This window comes from Streptomyces sp. AC558_RSS880 (assembly GCF_019049255.1).
Lineage (GTDB): Bacteria > Actinomycetota > Actinomycetes > Streptomycetales > Streptomycetaceae > Streptomyces.
Window position 1 is genome coordinate 370,496 of the sequence record NZ_JAGMUJ010000161.1, and the last position, 12,604, is coordinate 383,099.

14 protein-coding genes and 1 riboswitch are annotated in these 12,604 nt (G+C 72.0%); of the genes, 6 read left to right on the plus strand and 8 right to left on the minus strand.

Annotation, left to right across the window (positions count from 1 at the left end):
• Positions 1-28 precede the first annotated feature (28 nt).
• From metF to KUM38_RS37745, 5 genes are all read right to left on the minus strand, one after another.
• Positions 29-952 carry a methylenetetrahydrofolate reductase [NAD(P)H] gene (metF, locus tag KUM38_RS37725; protein ID WP_217136592.1) on the minus strand — a complete coding sequence of 308 codons (924 nt, stop codon included), beginning with the start codon at positions 950-952 and terminating at the stop codon, positions 29-31.
• Between the two features lie 107 nt (positions 953-1,059).
• A complete protein-coding gene (thiE, locus tag KUM38_RS37730) occupies positions 1,060-1,725 on the minus strand; it encodes a thiamine phosphate synthase (protein ID WP_217136594.1) in 666 nt (221 codons plus the stop codon).
• Positions 1,726-2,028: 303 nt separating this feature from the next.
• Positions 2,029-2,394, minus strand: a complete 366-nt coding sequence (locus KUM38_RS37735) for an Rv2175c family DNA-binding protein (RefSeq protein ID WP_217136597.1) — start codon at positions 2,392-2,394, stop codon at positions 2,029-2,031.
• Between the two features lie 76 nt (positions 2,395-2,470).
• On the minus strand, positions 2,471-3,712 hold the full coding sequence (locus tag KUM38_RS37740) for an NAD(P)/FAD-dependent oxidoreductase (RefSeq protein WP_217136599.1): 1,242 nt from the start codon (positions 3,710-3,712) through the stop codon (positions 2,471-2,473).
• Positions 3,713-3,740: 28 nt separating this feature from the next.
• On the minus strand, positions 3,741-4,082 hold the full coding sequence (locus KUM38_RS37745; RefSeq protein ID WP_217136601.1) for a hypothetical protein: 342 nt from the start codon (positions 4,080-4,082) through the stop codon (positions 3,741-3,743).
• 42 nt (positions 4,083-4,124) lie between these two features.
• A riboswitch (TPP riboswitch) is annotated at positions 4,125-4,236 on the plus strand.
• Between KUM38_RS37745 and thiO the strand changes: the two genes are divergently transcribed.
• From thiO to KUM38_RS37770, 5 genes are all read left to right on the plus strand, one after another.
• Positions 4,234-5,400: a glycine oxidase ThiO gene (thiO, locus tag KUM38_RS37750; protein WP_217136603.1), complete on the plus strand. Its 1,167-nt coding sequence runs from the start codon at positions 4,234-4,236 to the stop codon at positions 5,398-5,400. (Overlaps the previous riboswitch by 3 nt.)
• The gene (gene thiS, locus KUM38_RS37755) at positions 5,397-5,597 is read left to right on the plus strand and encodes a sulfur carrier protein ThiS (protein ID WP_217136604.1); all 201 of its coding nucleotides are present in this window, start codon (positions 5,397-5,399) and stop codon (positions 5,595-5,597) included. The genes thiO and thiS overlap by 4 nt, the downstream gene beginning before the upstream one ends.
• A gap of 2 nt (positions 5,598-5,599) precedes the next feature.
• The gene (locus tag KUM38_RS37760) at positions 5,600-6,394 is read left to right on the plus strand and encodes a thiazole synthase (RefSeq protein ID WP_217136606.1); all 795 of its coding nucleotides are present in this window, start codon (positions 5,600-5,602) and stop codon (positions 6,392-6,394) included.
• Between the two features lie 207 nt (positions 6,395-6,601).
• Positions 6,602-8,527, plus strand: a complete 1,926-nt coding sequence (gene pknB / locus KUM38_RS37765) for a Stk1 family PASTA domain-containing Ser/Thr kinase (protein WP_217136609.1) — start codon at positions 6,602-6,604, stop codon at positions 8,525-8,527.
• Between the two features lie 34 nt (positions 8,528-8,561).
• Positions 8,562-9,440 (plus strand): deoxyribonuclease IV, encoded by an 879-nt coding sequence (locus KUM38_RS37770; RefSeq protein ID WP_217136612.1) that lies wholly within the window; start codon positions 8,562-8,564, stop codon positions 9,438-9,440.
• 14 nt (positions 9,441-9,454) lie between these two features.
• On the opposite strand, the gene KUM38_RS37775 is transcribed toward KUM38_RS37770, so the two are convergent.
• Positions 9,455-10,102 (minus strand): sulfite oxidase-like oxidoreductase, encoded by a 648-nt coding sequence (locus KUM38_RS37775; protein WP_217136614.1) that lies wholly within the window; start codon positions 10,100-10,102, stop codon positions 9,455-9,457.
• Positions 10,103-10,286: 184 nt separating this feature from the next.
• Here KUM38_RS37775 and bfr point away from each other — a divergent pair, with 184 nt between their 5' ends.
• On the plus strand, positions 10,287-10,805 hold the full coding sequence (bfr, locus tag KUM38_RS37780; protein ID WP_217136616.1) for a bacterioferritin: 519 nt from the start codon (positions 10,287-10,289) through the stop codon (positions 10,803-10,805).
• Between the two features lie 7 nt (positions 10,806-10,812).
• Here the strand turns inward: bfr and KUM38_RS37785 are convergent, their stop codons facing one another.
• Both KUM38_RS37785 and KUM38_RS37790 read right to left on the minus strand, forming a co-directional pair.
• A complete protein-coding gene (locus KUM38_RS37785) occupies positions 10,813-11,049 on the minus strand; it encodes a (2Fe-2S)-binding protein (RefSeq protein ID WP_308409146.1) in 237 nt (78 codons plus the stop codon).
• A gap of 144 nt (positions 11,050-11,193) precedes the next feature.
• A complete protein-coding gene (locus KUM38_RS37790; protein WP_217136618.1) occupies positions 11,194-12,549 on the minus strand; it encodes a class II 3-deoxy-7-phosphoheptulonate synthase in 1,356 nt (451 codons plus the stop codon).
• Positions 12,550-12,604: the final 55 nt, after the last annotated feature.

Genomic DNA, 12,604 nt, shown 5'->3' on the forward strand with positions numbered 1-12,604 from the left:
CAGTGTGTCGTATATGAGTGCGACCGGTCTAGGCCCGCGGTGGGTGGTGCAGGCCCAGGTTCTCGTAGATTTCCAGGGTCGCCGTGGAGTTGTTGAGCGTGATGAAGTGCAGTCCGGGCACTCCCTCGGCCAGCAGCCGGGCACAGAACTCCGTGGCGAACTCGATACCGATGGAGCGTACCGCCGCCGGATCGTCCTTCGCTGCGAGGATCCGCTCTTTGAGGGCCTCCGGGAACGCGGCGTTACTGAGCTTTGGCAACCTCTCCAGCATCTTCACGCTGGTCACCGGCATGACCTCGGGAATCACCGGGGTCGCGCAGCCCGCCGCGTGGACTCGGTCACGCAGCCGCAGATAGGACTCGGGCTGGAAGAACATCTGGGTGATCGCGTAGTCGGCGCCGGCCCGGCACTTGTCGACGAAGCGGGCGACGTCGGTGTCCCAGTCGGCCGACCGCGGGTGCATCTCCGGGAAGGCGGCGACACCGACGCAGAAGTCGCCCGACTCCTTGATGAGCCGGACGAGTTCGGCGGCGTAGGTCAGCCCCTGCGGGTGCGGCACCCAGTCGCCCATCGGGTCGCCGGGCGGGTCGCCGCGCACGGCGAGCATGTTGCGGATCCCGGCGTCGGCGTACTGGCCGATGATGTTGCGCAGCTCGGCGACGGAGTGGTCGACCGCGGTGAGGTGGGCGACCGGGGTGAGGGTGGTGTCGGCGACGATCTGCTGGGTCTCCTTGACCGTGCCCGCGCGCGTGGAGCCGCCCGCGCCGTAGGTCACGGAGACGAAGTCCGGGGCGACCGCCTCGACCCTGCGCAGCGCGCTCCACAGGTTCCGCTCACCCTTGGGGGTCTTCGGTGCCGAGAACTCGAACGAGAACGTCGTCTTGCCGGCGGCGAGCATGTCGCGCACGGTGCGTGCGCGATCAGTCCTGGTGGATGCTGTTCCGAGGGCCATACCGGCAGGTTAGCCAGGGGTCGGCGGTCCCCCAACCGGATGCGGAACATTTGTCTGGAATGCCGACTTGTTGTCCATCCCTTGGACAGACCTGAGACGCGCGGGGGTCATCCGGCGTCCACGGGCGCCGCCTGCCGCAGCCGCTTCGCGAACTCGGCCGCCGCCGCGCCCGGGTCGTCCGCCTCGGTGACGGCCCGTACGACGACGACCCGGCGGGCACCGGCGTCCAGCACCTCGTCGAGGTTGCCGAGGTCGATGCCGCCGATGGCGAACCAGGGGCGCTCGGTGCCCAGGGCGGCGGTGTACCGGACCAGACCGAGGCCGGGGGCGTGGCGGCCGGGCTTGGTGGGGGTGGGCCAGCAGGGGCCGGTGCAGAAGTAGTCCACGCCGGGCTGGACGGCCGCCGCGGCGGCCTCGGACTCGGCGTGGGTGGAGCGGCCGATCAGGACGCCGTCGCCGAGGATCGCGCGGGCGGCGGGGACGGGCAGGTCGCCCTGGCCGAGGTGGAGGACGTCGGCGCCGGCGGCGTGGGCGACGTCCGCGCGGTCGTTGACCGCGAGCAGCTTGCCGTGCCGGGCGCAGGCGTCGGCGAGGACCGCCAGGTGCTCCAGCTCCTCGCCGGCCTCCATGCCCTTGTCCCGCAGCTGCACGATGTCGACCCCGCCGGCCAGGACCGCGTCCAGGAACTCCGCGAGATCGCCCTGCCGCCTGCGGGCGTCGGTGCACAGGTAGAGCCGGGCGTCGGCGAGCCGGGCGCGAGCGGTGTCGGTCATACGTGGGTCCCCCCGGAGTGTCGGCGGCGTACGGACCCGGTGGGTCCGGCGTGTCGGCGGCGGGCGCTCACGACGGTCACGGACCGGGGCGGCACACACCGCAACGGACCCTATGCCGCCGCACCGGCGACCGCGAGACACCCCTCACGGATGCCCGCACGCCACGAGACGCCCTCGACCGGTGCGCGAAGCCCGGTCCGGGAGCCGCCCCGCCCCGGCCCGGCCGTGGCGCCGGCGCGGACCGCCCCCACGGCCGGGGCTGACGCCCCGGCCGTTGTCGTTCGAAGGTCCGGTCGGGTGCGGTCAGACCGCGAGCGCCTGGGCCCGGCGCTTCACCTCCGTGCCGCGGTTCTCGCTGAGCGCCTGCGCGGGCGTGCCCGGCAGGGTGGGGTCGGGGGTGAAGAGCCATTCCAGCATCTCTTCGACCGTGAAGCCGTCGTCCCGCAGGAGCGTCAGGGTTCCGGTCAGGCCCTTGACGATCTTGTCCCCGTCGATGAAGGCGGCGGGCACGTGCAGCGCGCGGTTCTCACCCCGGCGCACGGCGATGAGCTGGCCCTCCTTGACCAGCTGCCGGACGCGCGTCACCTCGACGCCGAACATCTCGGCGATGTCGGGGAGAGTGAGCCAGGCGGGGACGAGAGCATCGATCTTTGCGTCAATCTCGGTCACGGGACAAGCCTGCCATCTGCCACTGACAGTCGGAAGTCAGCCCCGCCCACCTGGGCGGACGCGCCGGGCCGGAGTGTCACGCCGTCGCCGACTTCAGGGGCCGCGCCGGGTCCGCCAGCAGCTCCGCGTCCATCGCCGTGCCCGCCTCGATCAGCCTGCGCCCCTGCGCCAGGTCCCGGGGCCGTCCCACCGCGAGCAGCGCGACCAGGCGGGACTCCCGCAGCCAGCAGACGCTCCACGCCGCCTCGGCGGGGTCCCCGCGCCACACCGTCCGGTCGGCGTCCGCGTGGTGCCCCGCGTACTGCACGAAACGTCCGAACTGCTCGGACCAGAAGTACGGCACCGGGTCGTAGACCGCCGGCTCCCGGCCGGTGGGCGCGCCGAGGACGTTCACGGCGACCGTGCGCGGCCCCTGGAGGGCGTTGTCCCAGTGGTGGACCAGCAGACGCTCGCCGTAGCGCCCGGACGGGAAGGACGCGCAGTCGCCGACCGCGTACACGTCCGGCAGGGAGGTCATCAGATGACGGTCGGCGACGACCTCCCCGTGCGTCCCGAGCTCGATCCCGGAGCCCGCCAGCCAGGCGGTGGCGGGCCGGGCCCCGATGCCGACGACCACGGCGCCCGCGGGCAGCCGCGTGCCGTCGTCCAGGACCACGGTGCCGGGCTCGACGCGCTCCACGCGCGCGTGCGTGCGCAGCGTGACGCCGGCCTCCGCGTACCAGGCGGCCATCGGGGCGGCCACCTCGGCGGGCAGCACCCCGGTGAGCGGCCGCTCCTCGGCCTCCACGACGGTGACCGCGCAGCCCGCCTCGCGGGCCGCCGTGGCGAACTCCGCGCCGATCCAGCCGGCGCCGACCACCACGATGTCGTGCTGCCGCGCGAGCACCGGCCGCAGCCGCGCGGCGTCGTCCAGGGTGCGCAGCAGATGCACGCCGGGCACGCCCTCCGCGCCCGGCAGCCGGACCGGTTCCGCGCCGGTGGCGACCACCAGGACGTCGTACGGGACGGGCCCGGCCTCCGTGTCCAGCTCGTGGTCGCCGGGGCGCAGGCCGAGCACCTCGCAGCCGAGCCGCAGTTCGATGCCGGCGTCCTCGAAGTCGACGTCGAAGGCGGAGTCCTCGGCCTTGCCCAGCAGCACCGCCTTGGACAACGGCGGCCTGTCGTACGGCTGGTGGGGTTCCGCACCGATCAGGGTCACGGTGCCGGTGAAACCCTGCTCCCGCAGGGCGAGGGCGGTCTGCACGCCGGCCATGCCCGCGCCCGCCACCACCACTCGCCGCGGCTCCGGCCGTCCCGGTTCCTGCGTCTGCTCGCTCACCCGATCACCTTAGACATCTGACGCGGCGTCATCGGCCGAGCTGCTCCACCACGCTCGTCCCGCTGCCCGGCTGCGACTCCCACTCCCAGCTCTCCTCCAGCCGTACCCGTCCGTCGGGCAGCTCCACGACCGTCGACACGCAGTGCCCCGAGGAGGTGGTGCCGTCCCGCTTCAGCTGCACGTACCGGAAGTCCAGCCGGTCCCCCGCGCGGGTGCCCACCAAGTGCCCGCGCACGACGTCGCCGCCCGCGTACTCGGCCCAGATCTCGCCGCCTTGCTCGTGGTAGACGAAGCGGGTGCGGGTGCCGACCTGGCCGGGAGCCTGGTCGGCCACGGGGGCGAGGACGAGTCCGTCGAGCGATGGTGCCACGCGGAGGCTCCCTTACGAGTGCGTTGCTAGGGTGGCCAACGTACAAGCACTCGCGGGAGCCCGGACGCACCGGGCTGAGAGGGAGGCTGGCGGCCTCCGACCGTACGAACCTGATCCGGGTCATGCCGGCGAAGGGAGGGGCTGGACGCCCATGTCGCCCACGCGCACCTCAGACGTCCTCGTCGTCGGGGGCGGAATCATCGGTCTGGTCACGGCCTGGCGGGCCGCGCAGCGCGGTCTCACCACGGCCGTGGTGGACCCCGAGCCGGGCGGCGGCGCCGCCGAGGTGGCCGCCGGGATGCTGGCCGCCGTCACGGAACTGCACTACGGCGAGGAGACCCTGCTCGGTCTGAACCTCGCCTCCGCGCAGCGCTATCCCGGCTTCGCGGCCGAGCTGACCGAGCTGACCGGCCACGACCTCGGCTACCGCGCGTGCGGCACGCTCGCCGTGGCACTGGACGCCGACGACCGCGCCCACCTGCGGGAACTGCACGCCCTGCAGCAGCGGTCGGGGCTGGACTCGCAGTGGCTGTCCGGGCGGGACTGCCGGCGCCTGGAGCCGATGCTCGCGCCGGGCGTGCGCGGCGGCCTGCGGGTGGACGGCGACCACCAGATCGACCCGCGGCGGCTGGCGGCCGCGCTGGTCACCGCCTGCGAACGCGCGGGCGTGACCGTCCACCGCGCGTGGGCCGAGCGGCTCGTCGTCGCGGGAGACCGCGCGACGGGTGTGGTCACGGCCGACGGCACCGGCCTCGGTGCCGGGCAGGTGGTGCTCGCCGCGGGCAGCCTCAGCGGGCGGCTCGCGGGCGTCCCCGAGGACGTGCTGCCGCCGGTGCGCCCCGTGAAGGGGCAGGTCGTACGGCTGACGATGCCCGCGCGGCACGGACCCTTCCTGAGCCGGACCGTGCGGGCCGTGGTGCGCGGCAGCCACGTCTACCTGGTGCCGCGCGGGAACGGCGAGCTGGTGGTCGGGGCGACCAGCGAGGAGATGGGCTGGGACACGACGGTGACCGCGGGCGGCGTGTACGAGCTGCTGCGCGACGCCCACGAGCTGGTCCCCGGCATCACCGAGCTGCCGCTGACCGAGACCCGGGCCGGACTGCGCCCCGGCTCCCCCGACAACGCTCCGCTGCTCGGCCCGACCGGTCTCGAGGGGCTGCTGCTGGCCACCGGCCACTACCGCAACGGCGTCCTGCTGACGCCGGTCACCGGCGATGTCATGGCGGAGGTCCTGACCACCGGCGTCCTGCCGGAGGTGGCCCGTCCGTTCACCCCACGGCGCTTCGGCGCCGCCGTCCGTACGGAGCAGCCCGCATGAACGTCTCGGTCAACGGGGAGCGCAGGGAGTTCGCGCCCGGCACGGCTCTCGACCTCGTCGTGAAGTCGCTCACCGCGGCGCCCTCGGGGGTGGCCGCCGCCCTCAACGAAACCGTCGTCCCGCGCGCGCAGTGGCCCGCCACGCCCCTCCGTGAGGGTGACCGCGTGGAAGTCCTGACCGCCGTCCAGGGAGGCTGACCATGGCCGACGATCCGTTCCTCCTCGGCGGTACGTCCCTCACGTCCCGCCTGATCATGGGCACCGGCGGGGCGCCGAGCCTCGACGTGCTGGAGCGGGCGCTGGTGGCGTCCGGGACGGAGCTGACGACCGTCGCGATGCGGCGCGTGGACCCCTCGGTGCACGGGTCCGTGCTCTCGGTGCTGGAGAAGCTGGGCATCCGGGTGCTGCCGAACACGGCGGGGTGCTTCACCGCCGGGGAGGCGGTGCTCACCGCGCGTCTCGCGCGGGAGGCGCTCGGCACGGACCTGGTCAAGCTGGAGGTCATCGCCGACGAGCGGACCCTGCTGCCGGACCCGGTCGAGCTGCTGGACGCGGCGGAGACGCTGGTCGACGACGGGTTCACGGTGCTGCCGTACACGAACGACGATCCGGTGCTGGCGCGGAAGCTGGAGGACGTGGGGTGTGCGGCGGTCATGCCGCTGGGGTCGCCGATCGGGTCGGGGCTGGGGATCCGTAACCCGCACAACTTCGAGTTGATCGTGGAGCGGGCGGGGGTGCCGGTGATTCTTGATGCGGGGGCCGGGACCGCGTCCGATGTGGCGTTGGCGATGGAGTTGGGGTGTGCAGGGGTGATGCTGGCGTCCGCCGTCACCCGGGCGCAGGAGCCGGTGGTGATGGCTTCCGCGATGCGGTGTGCGGTGGAGGCGGGGCGGCTCGCTCGGCTGGCGGGGCGGATCCCTCGGCGGTGGTACGCCGAGGCGTCGTCTCCTGCGGAGGGCTTGGCCGTACTGGATCCGGAGCGGCCGGCGTTCTAGCCCGCCGCACTCCGCGGGTAGCTCCGCGTTTCCGCAGGCAGTTCCGCGTTTCCGCGGGCAGTCGTGCCGCCTGGGGGCACCTCCCAGGCCCTTGAGGCACTGGGGGAGGCACGATTGCCCGCAGTTACGCGATACGCACGTCACAGGTCCGCTGCAACGGAGGTCGAAGCGGCGAGGGGTGTCGGTGGGGGCTCGTAGACTCACTGCGTGGACACGACCCTTCAGGACCCTCTGGTCGGGCAGGTGCTCGACGGCCGGTACCGCGTCGAGGCGCGGATCGCGGTCGGCGGGATGGCCACGGTCTACCGGGCCGTGGACACCCGTCTGGACCGCATCCTCGCGCTCAAGGTGATGCACCCCTCCCTCGCGGCCGACGGCTCGTTCGTCGAGCGGTTCATCCGCGAGGCGAAGTCGGTCGCCCGGCTGGCCCACCCGAACGTGGTGCAGGTCTTCGACCAGGGCACCGACGGGGCGTACGTCTACCTGGCGATGGAGTACGTCGCCGGCTGCACCCTGCGCGACGTGCTGCGCGAGCGCGGGGCGCTCCAGCCGCGCGCCGCGCTGGACATCCTGGAGCCGGTGCTGGCCGCGCTCGGCGCCGCGCACCGGGCCGGGTTCGTGCACCGCGACATGAAGCCCGAGAACGTGCTGATCGGGGACGACGGCCGGGTCAAGGTCGCCGACTTCGGGCTGGTCCGCGCCGTGGACTCGGTGACGAACACCACGGGCACCGTGCTGGGCACGGTCTCGTACCTGGCCCCGGAGCAGATCGAGAGCGGCGTCGCCGACCCCCGCGTGGACGTCTACGCCTGCGGCATCCTGCTCCACGAGATGCTGACCGGTGAGAAGCCGCACGACGGCGACTCCCCCGCGATCGTGCTCTACAAGCACCTGCACGACGACGTGCCGGCCCCGTCGGCCGCCGTGCCCGGCATGGCGTACGAGCTGGACGAGCTGGTCGCGTCGGCGACCGCCCGCAACCCCGAGGTCCGCCCGTACGACGCGGTGGCGCTGCTCGCGCAGGTCCGCGCGGGGCGCGGCCGGCTCACCGCCGAGCAGCTCGACGCGGTGCCGCCGCAGGCGCTGGCGTCGGAGCACGACAACGCGGAGGACCGTACGAGCGTCATCCCGCGCTCCCTGACAGTTCCCCGCCCGCTGCCCGTCAACGAGGACGAGCCCGCGGACCCCGTGCACCACACCAGCCGGTTCCGGTCCCCGCCGCCGCTGCCGCCCCGGCGCCGGACGGCGCTGCGGCGCGGGCCGATGGCGATCGTCGTGGCCGTGCTCCTGGTCCTCGGGGTCGGCACGGGAATCTGGTACATCAACTCCGGCCAGTTCACCAAGGTCCCGCCGCTGCTGGGGAAGACCGAGCAGGAGGCCAGGGACCGGCTGTCGGACGCCGGGCTGGAGGCCGGCCAGGTGACGGAGGCGTACAGCGACACCGTGGAGCGGGGCACGGTGATCAGCACCGACCCGAAGGCGGGCGCCCGCATCCGTGGCAACGACTCGGTGTCGCTGACCCTCTCCAAGGGTCCGCAGACCGTGCGGGTGCCCGACCTCGACGGCTACCCGCTGGACAAGGCGCGGGACCTGCTGAAGGACGACGGCCTGGAGCCGGGCATGGTCACCCGTGAGTTCAGCGGGACCGTGCCGCGCGGTTCGGTGATCTCCACCGAACCGGGCAAGGGCACCGAGGTCCGCGCGGACTCCGCCGTGGCGCTGACCGTGAGCAAGGGCAGCCCGGTGGACGTGCCGGACGTGACCGGTGACGACGCGGAGGACGCCCGCGCGGAGCTGGAGGAGGCCGGCCTCGAGGTGAGGATCGCCGCCGAGCGGGTCAACTCCGAGCACGACGCCGGACAGGTGGCCCGGCAGAGCCCTGGCGCGGGCCGGCAGGCCGCCGAGGGCGACACCGTGACGCTGACGCTGTCCAAGGGCCCGGAGATGATCGAGGTGCCGGACGTGATCGGGGACAGCGTGGACGAGGCCAAGGAGAAGCTGGAGGACGCCGGGTTCGACGTGGACGAGGACCGCGGGCTGCTCGGATTCTTCGGCGACACCGTCAAGGGCCAGTCCGTGGACGGCGGGGACACCGCGCCCAAGGGCTCGACGATCACCATCGAGATCCGCTGACGGGCGGGGCCGGCACGCGTGGCACCCTTGACGGGTGAAGAGTCACCTGTCCGGCCCCGCCCGCAACCCGGTCGGCGGCCATGTGCCCGTGGCCGGCGGCCTGCACTCCGTCGGCCTGTCCTACGCCCGTGAGCTGAAGGCCGAGACCGTGCAGGTCTTCGTCGCCAATCCGCGCGGCTGGGCCACCCCGGCCGGCAATCCGAAGCAGGACGAGGCGTTCCGCGCGGCCTGTGCGGACGGCTCGATCCCGGCGTACGTGCACGCCCCGTACCTGATCAACTTCGGGTCCCACACCGAGGCGACCGTCGAGCGGTCCGTGGAGTCGCTGCGGCACTCGCTGCGGCGCGGCCGGGAGATCGGCGCGCTGGGTGTGGTGGTGCACACGGGCAGCGCGACCGGCGGGCGGGAGCGTCCGGTGGCGCTGCGGCAGGTACGGGAGCACATGCTGCCGCTGCTCGACGAGCTCACCCATGACGACGACCCGTTCCTGCTGCTGGAGTCGACGGCCGGCCAGGGCGCCTCGCTGTGCTCACGGACCTGGGACTTCGGACCGTACTTCGAGGCGCTGGACGCCCACCCGAAGCTGGGCGTCTGCCTGGACACCTGCCACATCTTCGCGGCCGGCCACGACCTGACCGGGCCGAGCGGGATGCACCAGACGCTGGATCTGCTGGTGGACACGGTCGGTGAGGGACGGCTGAAGCTGATCCACGCCAACGACTCCATGGATGTGGTCGGCGCCCACAAGGACCGGCACGCGAACATCGGCGCCGGACACATCGGCGAGGACCCGTTCCGGGCGCTGATGACGCACCCGGCGACCGAGGGCGTACCGCTGGTCATCGAGACGCCCGGCGGCAAGGAGGGGCACGCCGCGGACGTGGAGCGGCTGAAGAAGCTCCGGGACGCCTGAAGGACTCCCCCGGGTCAGATCTCGGGGCCGTCCCCGGGCCCCTCCTGGTAGGAGTAGCGCTGCTCCTGCCAGGGGTCGCCGACGTTGTGGTAGCCGCGCTCCTCCCAGAAGCCCCGGCGGTCGGCGGTCATGTACTCCACACCGCGGACCCATTTGGGGCCCTTCCAGGCGTACAGATGGGGGACGATCAGCCGCAGCGGGAAGCCGTGCTCGGCGGTGAGCAGCTCGCCGTCCTTGTGGGTGGCGAAGAGGGTGCGCTCGGAGGTGAAGTCGGCCAGCCGGAGGTTGGAGCTGAATCCGTACTCCGCCCAGACCATCACATGGGTGACGTCCGGCGCGGGCGGGGCGATGTCCACGACGGTGCGCGCCGGGATCCCGCCCCACTCGGCACCGACCATGCTGAACTTGGTGACGCAGTGCAGATCGGCCTCGACGGTGGTGTACGGCAGGGCCGTGAACTCCTCGTGGTTCCAGCAGTGCTTCTCACCGTCGGCGGTGGCGCCGAAGACCCGGAACTCCCAGCGTTCGGGCCGGAACTTGGGGACCGGCCCGTAGTGCGTGACCGGCCAGCCCTTCTGCAGCCGCTGCCCCGGCGGGAGCTCGAACCGCGCCGCCCCTTCTGATGCGCGCTCCCCCGATTCGCGTTCCGCCGGCTGACCCATGTCCCCATCCTGACAGACCGGTGGCGATGCCCCTGAACCGGGCCCGACAGATTCGGTCAAACAGGTACAAAGTCGACTAAGCACGGACTTACTTACTAAGTCAATACTTACTGGACGATCTTCTCCGCCGGTGCAATCATGCGCTCCAACCTGCCAGTTCCCCCGCGCGGAAGGAGCCCATGCGATGCAGGGCGACCCCGAGGTCATCGAATTCCTCAATGAGCAGCTGACCGCCGAGCTCACGGCGATCAACCAGTACTTCCTGCACTCGAAGCTGCAGGACCACAAGGGCTGGACGAAACTCGCCGAGTACACGCGCGCCGAGTCCTTCGACGAGATGCGTCACGCCGAGGTGCTCACCGACCGCATCCTGATGCTCGACGGCCTGCCGAACTACCAGCGGCTGTTCCACGTCCGGGTCGGGCAGACCGTGACCGAGATGTTCCAGGCGGACCGGGAGATCGAGCTCGAGGCGATCGACCGGCTGCGCCGCGGAGTGGAGGTCATGCGCAACAAGGGCGACATCACGTCGGCCAACGTCTTCGAGGCGATCCTGGCCGACGAAGAGCACCACATCGACTATCTGGACACCCAGCTGGACCTGATCGAGAAGCTGGGCGAGTCGCTGTACCTGTCGACGGTCATCGAACAGTCCCAGCCCGACTCCTCAGGCCCGGGAACGAGCGGCTTCTCCACGCACTAGGACGGGGCTAGGCGGCTTCCGGGACCTTCGCCGCCAGCGGCTGCTCACCCTGGTCGATGAGCTGCCGGCGCGGGCAGGAGCCGCGGCCGAGCAGCGCCTGGATGCGCCGTACGCAGCCGCCGCAGTCGGTGCCGGCCTTGCAGGCGGAGGCGATCTGCCGGGGCGTGCACGCTCCGGCGTCCGCGTGACTCCTCACCTGTTCCTCGGTCACACCGAAGCAACTGCAGACGAACACGCGGTTCACCTCCCGGGAGGGTACTGGGTCGAGCCGTCCCGACCCCTGATCGGTGAGGCTAACCTAACCTTACCCGCCACCCGAAACGCACAGAAGAGGGGTGGGGCGCGATCCCGTGTGATGCGCGCCCCACCCCTTGGCCGGTGTCACCGGCTACTGGTCGCGGTACATCTCCGCGACGAGGAACGCCAGGTCCAGCGACTGGCTGCGGTTGAGCCGCGGGTCGCAGGCCGTCTCGTAGCGCTGGTGCAGGTCGTCGACGAAGATCTCGTCGCCGCCGCCCACGCACTCGGTGACGTCGTCGCCGGTGAGCTCCACGTGGATGCCGCCCGGGTGGGTGCCGAGGCCCTTGTGGACCTCGAAGAAGCCCTTCACCTCGTCGAGCACGTCGTCGAAGCGGCGGGTCTTGTGACCCGAGGCCGCCTCGAAGGTGTTGCCGTGCATCGGGTCGGTCACCCAGGCCACGGTGGCGCCGGACGCGGTGACCTTCTCGACCAGCTCCGGGAGCTTGTCGCGGATCTTGTCCGCGCCCATCCGGACGATGAAGGTCAGCCGGCCGGGCTCACGCTCGGGGTCGAGGCGGTCGATGTACTGCAGCGCCTCCTCGGCCGTGGTGCTCGGGCCGAGCTTGATGCCGATCGGGTTGCGGATCCGCGAGGCGAACTCGATGTGCGCGTGGTCCAGCTGCCGGGTGCGCTCGCCGATCCACACCATGTGCGCGGAGACGTCGTACAGCTGGCCGGTGCGGGAGTCGACTCGGGTGAGCGCGGACTCGTAGTCGAGCAGCAGCGCCTCGTGCGAGGAGAAGAACTCGACGGTCTTGAACTCCTCCGGGTCGGTGCCGCAGGCCCGCATGAAGTTCAGCGCGTTGTCGATCTCCCGGGCGAGCTGCTCGTAGCGCTGGCCGGACGGGGACGACTTCACGAAGTCCTGGTTCCAGGCGTGCACCTGGCGCAGGTCGGCGTAGCCGCCGGTGGTGAAGGCGCGCACCAGGTTCAGCGTGGACGCCGACGCGTGGTACATACGCTTCAGCCGCTCGGGGTCCGGGATCCGGGCCTCTTCGGTGAAGTCGAACCCGTTGACGGAGTCGCCCCGGTAGGTCGGCAGCGTCACGCCGTCGCGGGTCTCGGTCGGCTTGGAGCGCGGCTTGGAGTACTGGCCGGCGATCCGGCCGACCTTCACGACCGGCACGGAGGCGGCGTACGTGAGGACGGCGCCCATCTGGAGCAGCGTCTTGAGTTTGGCCCGGATGTGCTCGGCGGACACCCCGTCGAAGGATTCGGCGCAGTCGCCGCCCTGGAGCAGGAACGCCTCTCCTCGAGCGACGGCAGCCATACGCGCGCGCAGTTGGTCGCATTCGCCGGCAAAGACCAGCGGGGGATACGTTTCCAGCTCGGCGATCACATCGCGCAGAGCCTCGGCATCCGGGTACTCGGGCTGCTGCGCCGCGGGCAGGTTTCGCCACGTCGCCTGAGCGGCGACGCTTCGGGAATCAGCGTTCACGGTCACGTGCCCAACAGTACGCGTTCGGTCGGGGCGTCCATCCCGCCGCTCAATCCGTGAG